The 13,891-nt window shown below is 49.6% G+C and carries 14 protein-coding genes; 6 read left to right on the top strand and 8 right to left on the bottom strand.

Annotated elements, in window-relative coordinates:
• Position 1: 1 nt before the first annotated feature.
• The 3 genes from ACO0LN_RS03130 to ACO0LN_RS03120 all read left to right on the top strand — a co-directional run bounded on the left by ACO0LN_RS03130 (position 2) and on the right by ACO0LN_RS03120 (position 2,597).
• A complete protein-coding gene (locus ACO0LN_RS03130) occupies positions 2-490 on the top strand; it encodes an ester cyclase (protein WP_422970923.1) in 489 nt (162 codons plus the stop codon).
• 18 nt (positions 491-508) lie between these two features.
• Entirely contained in the window at positions 509-1,486 is a 978-nt protein-coding gene (locus tag ACO0LN_RS03125; protein ID WP_422970922.1) for an MBL fold metallo-hydrolase, read from the top strand.
• A 196-nt stretch (positions 1,487-1,682) separates the two neighbouring features.
• Positions 1,683-2,597: a LysR family transcriptional regulator gene (locus ACO0LN_RS03120; RefSeq protein WP_422970921.1), complete on the top strand. Its 915-nt coding sequence runs from the start codon at positions 1,683-1,685 to the stop codon at positions 2,595-2,597.
• A gap of 86 nt (positions 2,598-2,683) precedes the next feature.
• Here ACO0LN_RS03120 and ACO0LN_RS03115 read toward each other — a convergent pair whose 3' ends face one another.
• Positions 2,684-3,325, bottom strand: coding sequence for a tRNA-uridine aminocarboxypropyltransferase (locus tag ACO0LN_RS03115; RefSeq protein WP_422970920.1), 642 nt, complete (start codon positions 3,323-3,325; stop codon positions 2,684-2,686).
• 112 nt (positions 3,326-3,437) lie between these two features.
• Between ACO0LN_RS03115 and ACO0LN_RS03110 the strand changes: the two genes are divergently transcribed.
• A complete protein-coding gene (locus ACO0LN_RS03110; RefSeq protein ID WP_422970919.1) occupies positions 3,438-4,775 on the top strand; it encodes a hypothetical protein in 1,338 nt (445 codons plus the stop codon).
• Positions 4,776-4,826: 51 nt separating this feature from the next.
• Here ACO0LN_RS03110 and ACO0LN_RS03105 read toward each other — a convergent pair whose 3' ends face one another.
• From ACO0LN_RS03105 to ACO0LN_RS03075, 7 genes are all read right to left on the bottom strand, one after another.
• The gene (locus ACO0LN_RS03105) at positions 4,827-6,305 is read right to left on the bottom strand and encodes a radical SAM protein (protein ID WP_422970918.1); all 1,479 of its coding nucleotides are present in this window, start codon (positions 6,303-6,305) and stop codon (positions 4,827-4,829) included.
• Between the two features lies 1 nt (position 6,306).
• Positions 6,307-7,233, bottom strand: coding sequence for a hypothetical protein (locus ACO0LN_RS03100; RefSeq protein WP_422970917.1), 927 nt, complete (start codon positions 7,231-7,233; stop codon positions 6,307-6,309).
• A complete protein-coding gene (locus ACO0LN_RS03095; RefSeq protein ID WP_422970916.1) occupies positions 7,217-7,990 on the bottom strand; it encodes a prolipoprotein diacylglyceryl transferase in 774 nt (257 codons plus the stop codon). Before ACO0LN_RS03095 ends, ACO0LN_RS03100 begins: the two co-directional genes overlap by 17 nt.
• 57 nt (positions 7,991-8,047) lie before the next feature.
• Positions 8,048-8,248 (bottom strand): hypothetical protein, encoded by a 201-nt coding sequence (locus tag ACO0LN_RS03090; RefSeq protein WP_162042198.1) that lies wholly within the window; start codon positions 8,246-8,248, stop codon positions 8,048-8,050.
• A gap of 390 nt (positions 8,249-8,638) precedes the next feature.
• A complete protein-coding gene (locus ACO0LN_RS03085; protein ID WP_422970915.1) occupies positions 8,639-8,875 on the bottom strand; it encodes a hypothetical protein in 237 nt (78 codons plus the stop codon).
• A 3-nt stretch (positions 8,876-8,878) separates the two neighbouring features.
• Positions 8,879-9,934: a rhomboid family intramembrane serine protease gene (locus ACO0LN_RS03080; protein WP_422970914.1), complete on the bottom strand. Its 1,056-nt coding sequence runs from the start codon at positions 9,932-9,934 to the stop codon at positions 8,879-8,881.
• A 69-nt stretch (positions 9,935-10,003) separates the two neighbouring features.
• Positions 10,004-11,986: a TonB family protein gene (locus ACO0LN_RS03075; RefSeq protein WP_422970913.1), complete on the bottom strand. Its 1,983-nt coding sequence runs from the start codon at positions 11,984-11,986 to the stop codon at positions 10,004-10,006.
• Positions 11,987-12,133: 147 nt separating this feature from the next.
• Between ACO0LN_RS03075 and ACO0LN_RS03070 the strand changes: the two genes are divergently transcribed.
• The gene (locus ACO0LN_RS03070; RefSeq protein WP_422970912.1) at positions 12,134-12,688 is read left to right on the top strand and encodes a hypothetical protein; all 555 of its coding nucleotides are present in this window, start codon (positions 12,134-12,136) and stop codon (positions 12,686-12,688) included.
• Positions 12,689-12,914: 226 nt separating this feature from the next.
• Positions 12,915-13,853, top strand: a complete 939-nt coding sequence (locus ACO0LN_RS03065; RefSeq protein WP_422970911.1) for a 4-hydroxyproline epimerase — start codon at positions 12,915-12,917, stop codon at positions 13,851-13,853.
• Positions 13,854-13,891 lie beyond the last annotated feature (38 nt).

Raw genomic sequence — 13,891 nt, 5'->3', positions numbered from 1 at the left:
CATGACTAAAATTTCTACCTTAATCGCCATAATAATTATGCTCGCCAGTACATTTGTCACGCATGCAGCAAGGGCTGACGATGACCGCGCTATTGTTGAGGCCTTCTACAGCAAATTACTGAGCGGAACAACCAGTGCTGATCTGCCAGCCAGAATGGCCGAAGTGCTCGCCCCTGACTGGCAAAGCAGAGGGGACTATGCGAGTGTGGCAAAGACACGTGATCAATTTTTAAAACAGCTGCAAGGCACAGGCAATATTCTTCCCAATCTCACCTGGAAGATAGAAGAAATTCTTCAAGTCGGCAATCGCTACGTGGTCCGTGGACATGCCAGTGCAACACCTGTTCTCCCCTTCCTGGGTGTGGAGGTCTCCAACCGTAGCTTCGACATCATGTCGATTGATATCCATACTGTCGAAAACCACAAGATCGTAAAGTCATATCATGTCGAAGACTGGCATGGGGCGACTGAGCAACTGAAAAACAAGTAATCAACCGGAGGACATTTCGTGAATAAAATCAAACTCGCTGCCCTCCACTTACTGACAGCATTGGCTTCAACTTTTGCCAGTGCAGTTGCACTCGCGGCAAATAATGACATATCAAAAGAAAAAATCGTCCGCCTCGCCAATATCACTGAAGTCAGTCCAGGTGTACATGTGATTGAAGACAGACAGCATATTTTTTTGGTGCCAAATGTCACTATCATCACCGGCAAAGATGCAGTCCTGGTAGTCGATACAGGACTGGGTGCAACGAGTGCACAACTCGTTTTGCAAGAAGCACGCAGGCTCGCGGGAGACAAAAAGATCTATCTTACTATCACGCACTTTCATCCTGAACACGGTTTCGGAGCGCAAGTCTTTAAGGGCCAGGCAACGATAATCTATAACCGCGCCCAGCGTGATGAATTGCGTAAAAAGGGGCCAGTTTTCCGCACATTGTTCTCTGAAAAACTGGATGTCAGCGAAGCAATGAGGGATGTAAATTTCGTGGAACCGGATATTACCTACGAAAATGAAGCCTCAATTGACCTTGGCGGACGCGTCGTAAAACTCAATTACTATCAAGCGGCGCACACACTTGGAGACCAGGTGATCTCGATCCCAGAACAGGGCGTCGTGATATTCGGTGATCTGCTGGAAACCAAATCCTTCCCCATCATGCCCTGGTTTCCTGATTTGCAGGATACAGATGTTGATCCGTTGAACTGGCGAGAGATTTTTCGAAAGATCGCTGCGACCAAACCAAACATCGTCATTCCTGGGCATGGCACGATAGGTACTGCGGTGGACCTGGAAGCTTCAGCGCAACACATGGATTTTGCCCGTGAGGAGGTTGCCAAGTCTTGTGCTGCAGGCAAGCAACTGCCTGACATCCAGAAAGAGCTGACACCCATCCTGGCAGCCCAACATCCTGACTGGGATCTGAAGGACTGGATAAGCATGGAAATTCAGGTGTACTACGAGCGTCTGTGCCACAAGTAAGGCTACTGGGAAAGAAATTCGATAATTAAGTGTAGCAAGCTTGCCTGACCCTGCCAGTGTCAAACGCGCTTTATTTATTTGCTACACTTGCTCACAGAAAATTTCTTAGAATATGTCTGATACCCTGCTCCAGGAGAGCCCTGCCATGGTCTCGCTGAAAAATAACGAACATCTGCAAATACAGAAAAGTTGATATATGGATTTCCATGGGATAGACCTTAATCTGCTGGCCGCCTTCGATGCCCTTGTCAACGAACGCAATGTGACACGCGCTGCAGCGCATGTCGGTGTCAGCCAGCCTGCAATGAGTGCTGCACTGTCCCGACTGCGCACGCTGTTCAATGACCAGTTATTCCTGCGCAGCGCGCATGGACTGCTGCTGACACCAAAGGCGAGAGATCTCGCAGAACCGGTTTCACAGGCATTAAAGCAAATTGAAGAAGCGCTGTTACCCAAGCCTCGCTTTGAACCAGCGAATGCGTCAATTACATTCACACTTGGCTTGTCTGAGTATCCTGCCTTTGTCTTGTTACCCATCATTGTGAAAGCAATGGAAAACCACGGCAAGGGAATATCTCTGGCGGTACATGGAGTAGGTAGCCGCGACAGTGCGGTTGATTTACTGGATGCAGGAACCATTGACGTTGCGATTGGGGCACCACCCAGTGTTGCTGAAAAGCGAATATTGACACAGACAATCATGCGTGACGAATTCATTACTATTGTCCGTCGAGACCATCCTGAAGTGACAGATGACATGAATATGCAAACATTTCTCAAGCTAACTCATTTGTTGGTATCGCCAGAGGGTGATCGCTATGGCATGGTCGATCAAGCATTAATACATCTGGGCAAGCGCCGCACCTTAGGACTCACATTGCCACAGATGTTTGCGGCCCCCTCAGTCGTCGCACAGACGGATATGGTATCAACCGTACTGAAACGCATAGCCCAGCATTCCTGCGACTGGCGCAAGCTGGCTGCTTATCCTCCACCAGTTGCCATGCCGGAAATCAACTATGATTTGATGTGGCACAGGCGCAATGATACTCATCCTGCACAGCAATGGCTGCGAGAACAAATTGCACTGACTGCAGCAACACTTCGATAATACCGATTGGATTTCGCACACGTCGCTTAAAAAATCACCCTTGCACAGCAATAGCGGGAATTTTTCTGTCATACATTTGATGCTATTCAAACGGTATCAATTAAAGCCGGGGTGGACCGGAACCCCATCTGCTGCCCGACAAATCCATCAAACGCCTGCAACAAAGGTTGATATTTTCCCTCATCCTGCTCAAGTTGCATGAGCGCATAACAAGCCGCCTCCAGTGTCGATAACTGATCTGGAGCATGCGCTTTGCGTATGCGGTAGTGCGAGGCTGGCATGTCTTGCAGGCTCAGGCGGGGTAGTTGTTGCAGCAGCGGGTTCAGGTACAGCATCTTGCGGCTTTTGCGCCAGGTCGCATCGATGATCACCAGACGTATATTCGCCAAGGCATGGTCTTGCGCAACAAATTCTGCTGCTTCGTATTGCAAGTCTTGCGCGTCATTTTGCGTGGTTGCAGGATAAAGCAATACAGCCTGCTTGCCATCAGCTTGCAGCAGGCTAGTCAATAATTGTTGATCAAACTGCTCACCTTCCACCATGCGTGAATCTTGCAGGCACAGGTCCAGCAAGCGCGCGCTGCCCTTGGCATTATTGACTTCCAGGGGATGTTGCAACACTAACACTTCGGGTGCATTGGCAATGCTGCAAACCCAGTGGCAGATGCAGGCTGTGGATGGGCGCAGGCATCGTGGGCAGGATTTTCTTTTGGGCTTGGGTTCTGACATGCCAACATTGTGAAGGATTGTTATTTAAGCGGCAAGCTTGAAATGGTTTCAGGCAAAGTCGTAAAGGCATCGTCTATCATGATCAGAACCTTTGACACTTTATTTTAGTCTTATGAAACTTCCAACTATCCTTGCGGCAAGCCTGCTTGTGGCCACCAGCGCCTGCGGTGGTGGCGGTGGCTCGACTGCAGCGACAACTACCGGCACCACGACTATAGGTACCACAACTGGCACGACAGGTACCACAACTGGCACGACAGGAACAACCACTGGCACAACCACGGGTACCGGCACCGGAACTACTACAGGCACAACGACTGGTACAGGTACGGGTACTACCACTGGCACAGGTACGGGTACTACGACCGGTACTGGTACCGGCACTGGCACGACCGTCGTCACGCTGGAGAAAAAAGCCGCTGCACTGGCAGCCAAGCTAGGCAAGCCTACGCGTTTTCTGGTGGGTCTGGGCAGTGCTGATCTGGCGGATGTACAAAAGCAAAACATTACACCGGATATCTATGACCAATACCTGGTCGGTGTCGGTGCTGGTTCCTGGCCAACCTGGAACAGCCCTTCTGGTGCTTATGTCCAGATCGTTGCGCAAAATGCCGACAAGCTGGGTGCCATCCCCATGTTCACTTTGTACCAGATGGCCAGCAATGGCGACGGCAATCTGAGCGGCCTGACCAATACGACGTTCATGAAAGGTTATTGGGACAATGTACGTCTTATGTTCCAACAGATCAAAACCTATGGCAAACCGGTGCTGGTCAATTTTGAGCCAGACTTTTGGGGTTATACGCAAAGGATATCCAATAACGCCGACCCGGCCACCGTGCCAGCACAGGTCAACAATAATCCTGACTGCGCGAACCAGCCGAACAGCGTCGCCGGCATCAGCCAGTGCCTGATGCAAATGGCGAGAGCCATTGCACCAAATGCCTATGTTGGCTTTCCCCCTGCCCTGTTTGAAGACCTGCATTCAACGGCCATGTCTTATATGCTGAAGCTGGGTGCAGACAAGGCAGATTTCATCGTCATGCAAACCCTGGACAGGGACGCCGGTTGTTTTGAAACCGTACCGCAAGTGTCTTACTGCTCACGTGCAGGCACAGGCTGGTATTGGGATGAGTCGAATCTGACTTCACCTAATTTCAAGGACCATTTTGCGCTGGCCAAAACCTATTATCAGGGTCTGCAATTACCAGTCCTGTGGTGGCAAACTCCGCTGGGTGTGCCATCGACACAGATAGGCGGCTCGTCAGGTAAATACCGCGACAACAAGGTGCGTTATTTCTTGACCCATGCATCGGAAATGGTCGCGGTTGGTGGCCTTGGTGCGGTGTTCAGCACGGGTGAAGTGAACCAGACTTCCATCAATACCGACGGCGGGCAGTTCAAGACTTATTCGACCAACTATCTGGCCAAGCCTGCTGCCTTGCCATGATATAAGACATGCCAACACATGCCAGCCTTGCTTACACAGGCTGGCATTTTTTCAGTTGATTTCTACCATCGGGATGTGTTTCTGTTTCTTCCCTTCCGGCAGTCTATCCATGGTTTGCCTCGCAATGCTGCCGCGTATCTCTTTGAGCCTGCTAGCATCCCTGTACAATAGGTTATAACTCTCAAACGGTATCATCTTCCCATCGGGCAGGGCGAAATGGATGCAGGATTTTTTCAATGCGCGTACGTCCAGGGAATAAGCGTCCATGAACTGCACGATCAGTACGCGAAAGACGTTGTCATATTTGAGGTTTTGCGGCGCCGAGATCAAAGGCAGACAACACATCAATTCAGACAGACAATTGGCCTGAGACTCGGGTGAATGATTGGTCGAGAAGAGTTTGAAAATCTGGTCTTTCATACCCTGCTTTAAATTCTCATCACGTTCAAAGACGATGGTATTGCCACTGCCCTCCACCAAAGACTGCGGGTCAAGATAGCGAGTGAGGGGCACAGTTTTTTCTTCTGTCTTCAAGGCATATGCCATCGCCAGCGTATCTGGATTACAGGGTACAGGTACGATATCCTTGAGACTGAACAGGCTGCATTGCTCAGTAATTTTTCTGCGTATTTCTGATACCGTTAATCTGTGCAGGCGCGGATCATAGTTCTCGACACGACCGGCATCCTGTATCGGTTGCAAGGTCACGCCGCGTACGCATTTTTGGGTCAGCCCAAAATTGATGATGTCGCCTATCTCGTCGTCATTCAAACCTTTTTTCAAGGTCACGACCAGAGTGGCAGATAGATTAACTGCATTCAGGTTTTCCAGTGCCTGCTGGCGTATGCGACGCAGGTCCGCGCCGCGCAAGACCTTGTGCACTTCTGCCCGGAAAGAATCAAATTGCAGATAAACTTCAACACCCGGCGCATAACTCGCCAGGCGCTCAACAAAGGCCTTGTCCTGCGCCAGCACGATGCCATTGGTATTGATCATGACATGCTTGATGGGGCGTGCCTTGGCGGCGTCCAGAATTTCCCAGAATTGTGGATGCAGCGTAGGTTCACCACCTGACAATTGCATGACATCAGCCTCGCCTTCATTGGCAACTACCGTATCAAGCATCTTGATGATGTCAGCTAATGGTTTGTGCTGTTCGCGATGGGTACCACTCTCGGCATAACAGACCGGGCAATTCAAATTACAGTTGTCGGTAATCTCCACGATGGACAGGCAGGAATGCTGCATGTGGTCAGGACATAAACCACAGTCATAGGGACAGCCATATTCCATTTTGGTATTAAAGATTTGTGGCATTTCTGGATGCTTGACGAATACTTCACGGCACAGCCTGTAATACTCCACATCATCACTAACCAGCACGCGCTCAGTACCATGCGCACTGCACCACTTGTCCATATAGACCTTGTCATCCTTCAAGATGATTTTTGCTTCGACAGGGTGCAGGCAGTTGGAACAGACCGAACTGGTGGTGTCGTAAAACAGATAAGGGCGGACTTTTCGGGACATATTATTTTTTACCCTTATAGTTAGCAGGATCGGGATATTCTTGTTCTGACTGGCGAACGGCCAAACGAAGTTCTTGCGCTATTGCTTTGGCTTCCTTGATCTGCTCCGAATTCAATGTGGCAGCAAATGCTGAGGCACGTTCTCTGTAATATTTGGGAAAAGGGCTGCGCGAGTTATCCAGCAAATAAAGGAACGCTAAAGTTTTTGCATCTGAAAAATCTTCATGGCCATACAGTCTCCATTTTTTCTTAGATGAAAACCCAGATTTTCCGCCGCAATGCATGATAAATCTCGCAAACCAGAGATCAGATTTTTTTTCACTTTCAGGAACATATTTTCCTTGTTGATAGATGTCAGTCAAGTCTTCGGCCGGTATATTTTCGACTGCCCCATGATACGGACCGCATATTTTCTTTGCAGAAGCCTCAATCAGCCTTACACCTTCAGAATAAGAAAGCTCCATGTCTCCTTGCTCCAATTTAATCTGACGATCAGTTATTTTCGGTTCCCCTTGAAGTAATAACCATCCATAATAATACTCAGCATGTGGATACCCATCATCCGCGGCGCTTTTAATCAGAGCAATTCCCTTTTTTACGTCTTTTGGGAAATACCCAATATTCTTCAAATACTCTATACCAAGCTTGGTTTTGGCAGCTGGATCATTGGCGTTGGCTGCCATCGCCAGATTATTGTATTCAAGCTCGTACTTCCTCCTGCTTTCTTCCCGTGCAAGTTCCGCTTTCTTCGCAATCTCTTCTTTTTCCTGTGCAGTTAATTCTCTAGGAACGCTGACTGGATTTGTATTATTCCTCGAGCCAGAGCTAGAGCTCGCCATCAAATAATGCACACAACCAGTCCCACCTATCAAGCTCAGCGCCACCATCAACATCGCAATACGCGAATTTCTATTAAGGTTCGAGTCCAAATTTCTCTCCTGTATTCAATCTAAGCATCTGACGCACAAGCAAAGGCAAGTAAATCACAAGCGCAATGATGCACAAGATTTGTATGCCACTGAAATAAGAAAAATAATAGTAAGGCACAGGCTTGATGCCATCGACAAGCAAGCGCCAAAACAAGTAGCCAGCCAGGTACATTTTGAACATCAGGCCAGACTGGCTTTGCCATGCCTGCCTGAATCGCAATAAAAAGCCGCCCCATGCCAGAACAAAAATCATGTCGTAAATCTGGGTCGGATGGCGTGCGATACCATCGCCGAAATCGATGCCCCATGGCAGACTCGTGGCATTGCCATAGGTGCCGTCGTTGAGTCCTGCCAGGAAACAGCCTATGCGGCCTATGACCGTCGCCACCATCAAGGGTAAAACAAAATTGTCGCCGGTAGATTGCGGTTGTTTGAGCAGGTACTTGGCAAACTCGACACCGATCAAACCACCCAGCAAACCACCGACGATGGATTGGCCTGACATCAATATCTGCAAGTTAGCTGTTGCTGCCGCCCACATGTGTGGGAACTCCATCCAGAAGGCTGCTTTATTGCCAATTGCAGCACCCAGTACACAGCCTATGATCACACCATAATGTCCGGGTGCCAGTATGCCTGCCTGTTGCTGATATGCACGCTGACGGCGGTATAACTGTACACCAATGGCAATTGCCAGCCATTCAAAAATGAAATGCAAAAGATGGGCGGTACTTGCTGAAAATACGTAAAGTTTCATTGAATGCAGAACTGGAACGAAGCACGCAAAACGCTGCAGGCTGGGTAGATGAGTAATTTATTTGGACGCGATCTTACCAATTAATTTATACAGCAAAGCACAAATGAGCAAACCTGCAACGCCATAGGCGAGTGGAATGAGGCTGAAACTGATGACTGCAAAAAATATTCCAAACGCGCCACAGGCACCAAAACCTACCATTGGGATAAGGCACAGGAGGATGAAGAATGCACGAACAAAGTTATTTAAATTCCTCATGATAAATAATGTTTATCCATTTAACTAGAACTCATTTCATAAATAGGGATGAGTGCGAACAAGGCGATTTGGGATGCAGTGCAAGGCGTGGCCTGCAGCTAAGGCTCATGCCTTAGCAAAGGACGCAACACAGCAATGCGCCCAAATCGTCAGTTCCCGAAGGGTTTGCCTCATAACACGTATCAGACAACATTGGATTTATTGAAAATAGTTCCACAATTGACAACCACAAACGTGTTACCGGTCCGTGTTATGAGGCAAACGCATCTCATTCATATTTATGAAATGAGTTCTAATGAACATCATAGCCCAAGTATGTGACAAGGCTTGCCCTGTCTCGTAAATAAGTTCTGATTTGAAATGACTTGCCTGAAATCCCTGGATAGCTGCTTAGCGCGGCTCTTGCTTGTCATGATCAGATTTGTGTGTAGATACAAAAAGCTTCTTGAGCAGAAAGCCACAAACAAGACTGATACTTAAACCCAGAGCAGTCAAACCCAACACTGAAAGATTGAATGGTGTTCCTGCTAAAAAAGTTAAACCGAGAAGACCACAAGCACCAAAGCCTATCATTAATATGAGGCAAATCAGCATCGCGATGACGCGGACAATTTTTTGCAGATTCATGTTTTATCCTGTATTTGTACGCTGCTGGAGATTTTCACGTATGGTTTGCACACTGGTTCTGAACAATGCAGCCAGATTTGCATCCTTGTTTGCGTCAATGACTGCCTGCATGATTTTACTGGCAGGAACGAGGCTAAAAATGACTGGCGGCGCGTCTGCAGTAGTCATGACAAAGATGCGTTGCTGGTCGTTATCGATCACTGCCCATTTCAAACCTGTCTCTTGTACCAGGGCATCGGCAAATACTATTTCCAGTGCCTGCACTTCATGTACTGGCCGTGCTTTTATTGGCTTTTGCTGCAAGATCACTTCGATGATTTTGAGCTTGCCTTCTACAGTGTCAAACTGTGTTCTCGCTTCTGGCAAATATTGCTGTCTAACCCAATCTCTCAATGATTCTGCTTTGAGGATATCGGCAGTAGAAAAATATTCCAGGTTTTGCGCTGCGTTGGCCGGTAGCGGTAAAGAAGATTGTGTCAGCCCCAGCTTCTTGCACTCAATATAGGCCCAGGCAGCGCCAACCAGCAATCCCATGGTGTGCGCCCAGTTTGCGATGGGGCCAAGCAAGCCCGTCCAGCACAATACAAACCAGGCTAGCATCATATTCACCGTAGCTTTGCGCATGATGCCGTTAAAGGCGGCGTCATAGCGGCCACGTATCCAGACATAGGAAAATAAGCCATATATAACGCCCGACATACCACCAAAATAAGGATTATCTGTCAGCAGGTATTGCGCGATATTTGAAATGACTGCCGCAACCAGAAAAAAGCCCAGATAAAAGCGGGGACCTTTTCTGTTTTCAATGACGATGCCCAGATCCCACACCCACAGCAAATTAAAGATCAGATGCATGGGGCCGAAATGGATGAAGGCAGGTGTCAGCAAGCGCCAGATCTGGCCTGATAAAACATCGGCGAACCCGGCATGATCCGGGTCAGTTATGAAAAAAATGCGCAGGTTTTCTATTTCTCCACCAAAGCTGGAAGTGAGTGCAACCAGAGCACTCAGCGCAATCAGCGCGATGGAAACGCTGGAATAGTTTTTAAATTTTGTCATGAATGATGATTGAATTTACCTGGCCCGGCATCGAGCTTAAAAAACCCTGCGAGAGAATGCTTTACGCAACTAACGCAGCTCTTCTATCAATCTCAGATTGTCGTCAAAATTCCAGATACGGCGTATTTCTATGACGTCATACTGAGCTGCGATATTCGGCGGGAAGGCGGCGTATTTGGCATTCACGCGGACGATACGGCGTACTGCCTCATCGATGTCGGCACGCCCGCTGGAACGCAAGATAGTGATTTCTTCGACGCTACCATCACTGCGTATGGAAACCACCACTACAGGGTCGCCACGCGCCCTGTCTTTGGAAATTTGCGAATAATTCAGATTGCCATTGCGTTCGATTTTTTGCTTCCAGCTATCGATATACAGACGCAAGGGAACATCTTTGTCCTGGCTGCCAAACAGGCTGCGGCGACGCGGTTTTTCTTCTGCGTCATTACGTGGCAAAGGCGGCGTACCACGCAGGACATCGAGCCCGCGTGCCTGGTCCCTGGCCCGGCTTGCCAGGTCACCACCAGTGACATTTTTAGGCAGGCTGAACGGGTCAGATTTATTCCCCTGATTGCTGCCATTGCCTGGCGTGGTGGCAGAGCCATTGTTTTGCTGCCCGGTGTTTGCACCAGGATTGATGCCCGTGTTTGCAGACTGGTTATTGGCGGCGACCTGGGCAGCAGCTTTGGCAGCGGCAGCAGCCTGTGCCTGTGCCTGTGCCTGTGCTTGAGCTTGAGCTTGAGCTTGAGCTTGAGCTTGTGCCTGGGCACGCTGCTCGTCTGCTTTTTGTTTTGCAGCCAGCTCTTCGGCTTTTTGTTTCGCTAATTGTTCATCCTGCTTTTGTCTGGCGACTTGCTCTTCTTGTTGTTTTTGACGTACCGCTGCTTGCTGGCGCTGTTCTTCCTGTTTGCGTTTTTCCGCTTCCAACGCGACTTGCTGTTCTTTTTCTTTCAACTGTTGTTGTTCTTTGACTTGCTGCTGTTCTTTTTGTGCCTGGGCCAGTTGCTGGGATTTTTGCTGTCTTTCTTCTTCCTGGCGCTTATTGTCGTCCTGGCGTTTTTGCTCTGCCAGTTTGACTTCTTCAGCCTGGGCTGCTTCGCGTTGGGCGCGGCGGTTTTGTTCTTCTGCTTCCAGTTGTTTTTGCAGTGCCAGTGCGGCTGCCGCCTTGCGACTGGCTTCATCAGCAAGTTTGCGGTTTTCTTCGTCGAATTGTTTGCTCAATTGCTGGAGTTCTGCCTTGCCATTGGCATCGCTTTGCTGCGCCAGTTCCTCGGCCTGCTTGCGCATCTGTTCTTCACGCTTTTTGCGTTTTTGTTCTCTTGCCTGTTCTTTGGCAGCTTTTTCTTGGGGTGTTTCCTGCTCCAAGCCTTCTTGCGCTATGTTGTCATATTGCTTTTTAGGATCGGGTTCTGCATCTGCTTTTTTGGGCAGGTCATCGGGATTAGGCACAGCCATGGCAAAGCTTTCTTCGCGGGCTATATCCTGGGTGATCACACGGGCCACATCTGGTGCCATGACTTTGCGCTGCTGGGCCTGGGGTGGTGCCGTGTTGGCTTTGGTTTTTTGGGGAGCGCGCGGCTTGCTGGCAACTTTGGTCTGTACCGGTGCGGGAGCAGGTGCCGCTTTTTGCGGTGCAACCAGGCGTATGCCAGAAGTGGCAGCCTTGCTCTCGGTTTTTGCAGTTGCGCCACTTTCTTTCACGCTGACTGCGGCGGTAGTGGATGCAGGTGCAGGATCAGACTTGGGGGTGACAGGTGTTATTGGTGTCATTGGCACTACTGGTGCCGATGATTCAGCCGCAGCGCTGGCAGCGACCGGTTTGTCATTATTAGCTGGTGTTGAATTGGCAATCTGTACCGTGATTTGTGGTGACTCAGCCCTGCGTTTGTTCCACGGCGCTTCTACGCCGGGCATACCCAGGCCAGGCAAGCCAAACTGTAAACACAAAATAAATATATGTATGGCGAGAGAAATGAGCAAACCGCCAATCAGGCGCTGCTTGATCTCTTTGGGCATGGCATTTTCAGTGTGGTCTGGATACAGATTCATGCAACAGGTTCAATTTTCTCTCATGGCTGAAGATTATCGCATGGTCAAAATGCGAAACGTACTTTACCATCTGTATGCATCAAAAAAGTGCTTCAGCATCAGAAATTCACGATTTGAATTTGATAGCCCACCAAACAGGAGCAAAACATGACCCCTCGCTTTCGCATCCTCTCCGCCTCTGCCCTGCTCTGCCTGACTAGCCCTGCGCTGGCAGAAGTTATCAATATAAGTAGTAATGGTTTCCAGATACGTCATGAAGTGCTGTTGAATATACCATCTGAAGAAGCCTACGAATTGCTGGTGAATGTCAGCGGCTGGTGGAATCCTTCGCATACTTATACCCTCAATCCCAAAAACCTGAACATAGACGCCAGGCCTGGTGGCTGCTTTTGTGAGAAATACCCGCATGGTGGCGGAGTACAACACATGAGCGTGGTACATGCAGCACCTGGCAAAGCCTTGCGCATGACAGGCGCACTCGGCCCCATGCAGGCACACGGTCTGGCTGGCAGCATGAGCTGGGATTTCATCCCGCAAAAACCGGCTGAAGCGGGTCAGCCATTGAGCAAGCTGGTACTGAGTTATAGCGTGGGCGGCTATATGGCAGGTGGTTTTGAAAAAATGGCACCGATGGTGAATGCCATGCTGGGTGAACAGATTGCCCGCTACAAAAATTTTGCCAATACCGGCAAGGTGGATTAGCAAATCTGCACTCTGTGTGTGGGATCATATTGCCAACATGACTATGCTGATTTCGTCGTCCGCCTGCTGAATTTGTGTCAAGACAGGCGCAGCGTTTTTACCTAAGCTAGCGCCTGTAATCACTCCCTGATGAATCAGGCTTTCCTTAAGCTGGAACTGCCTTATTCTGCGAACTTGAGCGAACATCAACAAACATCAGCTAACACACACCACACTGGCAAAAAACATGAAAAAAATCTCAGTCATTGATTCGCATACTGGTGGCGAACCTACCCGGATTATTGTTGATGGCGGCCCGGATCTGGGCGCAGGTGACCTGGCTACCCGCCTGCAAGTATTTCGTGATCATTTTGATCACTACCGTTCAGCCACCGTCTGCGAACCGCGTGGCTCGGATGTCATCGTCGGCGCGCTGGCTTGTGCACCGCATGACCCATCCTGCACGGCGGGGGTGATATTTTTCAATAACGTCGGTTATCTGGGTATGTGCGGCCACGGCATGATAGGCTTTATCGTCACCCTCGCCTATCAGGGCAAGATCAAGGCAGGCAAGCATAGGATAGATACACCGGTCGGCATCGTCGAGGCAGAGTTGCATGCCGACAACACCGTGACCGTGCACAATGTACCTGCCTACCGCTACCGCCATGCAGTGCAGATTGATGTGGCCGGACATGGGCAGATCAGCGGCGACATTGCATGGGGCGGCAACTGGTTCTTTTTGATCAACCAGCACGGGCAAGACCTGCGCCTGTCAAATGTAGAACAACTGACAGACTTTAGCTGGCGCGTCAGACAGGCACTGGAAAACCAGGGCATTACCGGTGAAAACGGTGCACTGATCGATCACGTGGAGTTATTTGGCCCGCCACTTTCAACTGACAACCATAGCCAGAACTTTGTGCTCTGCCCCGGCAAAGCCTATGACAGATCACCCTGCGGCACTGGCACCAGCGCCAAGCTGGCCTGTCTGGCCGCGGATGAAAAACTCAAGGAAGGCCAGGTCTGGCGACAAGAAAGCATACTGGGCAGCGTGTTTGAAGCCAGCTATCGCCATGCGGCAGATGGCAAGGTCTTGCCAAGCTTGCGTGGCAGCGCTTTTGTGAATGCAGAAGCACAGTTACTACTGGATGAACGCGACCCCTTTGTCTGGGGCATACGTTAATAAGCACGTCTGCAAACTGATCCCGATAAAAGTGCGGG

The sequence above is a fragment of the Undibacterium sp. TC9W genome (assembly GCF_049339865.1).
Lineage (GTDB): Bacteria > Pseudomonadota > Gammaproteobacteria > Burkholderiales > Burkholderiaceae_D > Undibacterium.
This window is presented reverse-complemented; position numbering and strand designations above follow the sequence as displayed.

Bases quoted from the DNA above. Each gene is read 5' to 3' on its own strand.
- ACO0LN_RS03130 (WP_422970923.1), top strand. From the start codon at position 2: ATGACTAAAATTTCTACCTTAATCGCCATAATAATTATGCTCGCCAGT.
- ACO0LN_RS03120 (WP_422970921.1), top strand. From the start codon at position 1,683: ATGGATTTCCATGGGATAGACCTTAATCTGCTGGCCGCCTTCGATGCC.
- ACO0LN_RS03115 (WP_422970920.1), bottom strand. From the start codon at position 3,325: ATGTCAGAACCCAAGCCCAAAAGAAAATCCTGCCCACGATGCCTGCGC.
- ACO0LN_RS03110 (WP_422970919.1), top strand. From the start codon at position 3,438: ATGAAACTTCCAACTATCCTTGCGGCAAGCCTGCTTGTGGCCACCAGC.
- ACO0LN_RS03105 (WP_422970918.1), bottom strand. From the start codon at position 6,305: ATGTCCCGAAAAGTCCGCCCTTATCTGTTTTACGACACCACCAGTTCG.
- ACO0LN_RS03095 (WP_422970916.1), bottom strand. From the start codon at position 7,990: ATGAAACTTTACGTATTTTCAGCAAGTACCGCCCATCTTTTGCATTTC.
- ACO0LN_RS03090 (WP_162042198.1), bottom strand. From the start codon at position 8,248: ATGAGGAATTTAAATAACTTTGTTCGTGCATTCTTCATCCTCCTGTGC.
- ACO0LN_RS03085 (WP_422970915.1), bottom strand. From the start codon at position 8,875: ATGAATCTGCAAAAAATTGTCCGCGTCATCGCGATGCTGATTTGCCTC.
- ACO0LN_RS03080 (WP_422970914.1), bottom strand. From the start codon at position 9,934: ATGACAAAATTTAAAAACTATTCCAGCGTTTCCATCGCGCTGATTGCG.
- ACO0LN_RS03075 (WP_422970913.1), bottom strand. From the start codon at position 11,986: ATGAATCTGTATCCAGACCACACTGAAAATGCCATGCCCAAAGAGATC.
- ACO0LN_RS03070 (WP_422970912.1), top strand. From the start codon at position 12,134: ATGACCCCTCGCTTTCGCATCCTCTCCGCCTCTGCCCTGCTCTGCCTG.
- ACO0LN_RS03065 (WP_422970911.1), top strand. From the start codon at position 12,915: ATGAAAAAAATCTCAGTCATTGATTCGCATACTGGTGGCGAACCTACC.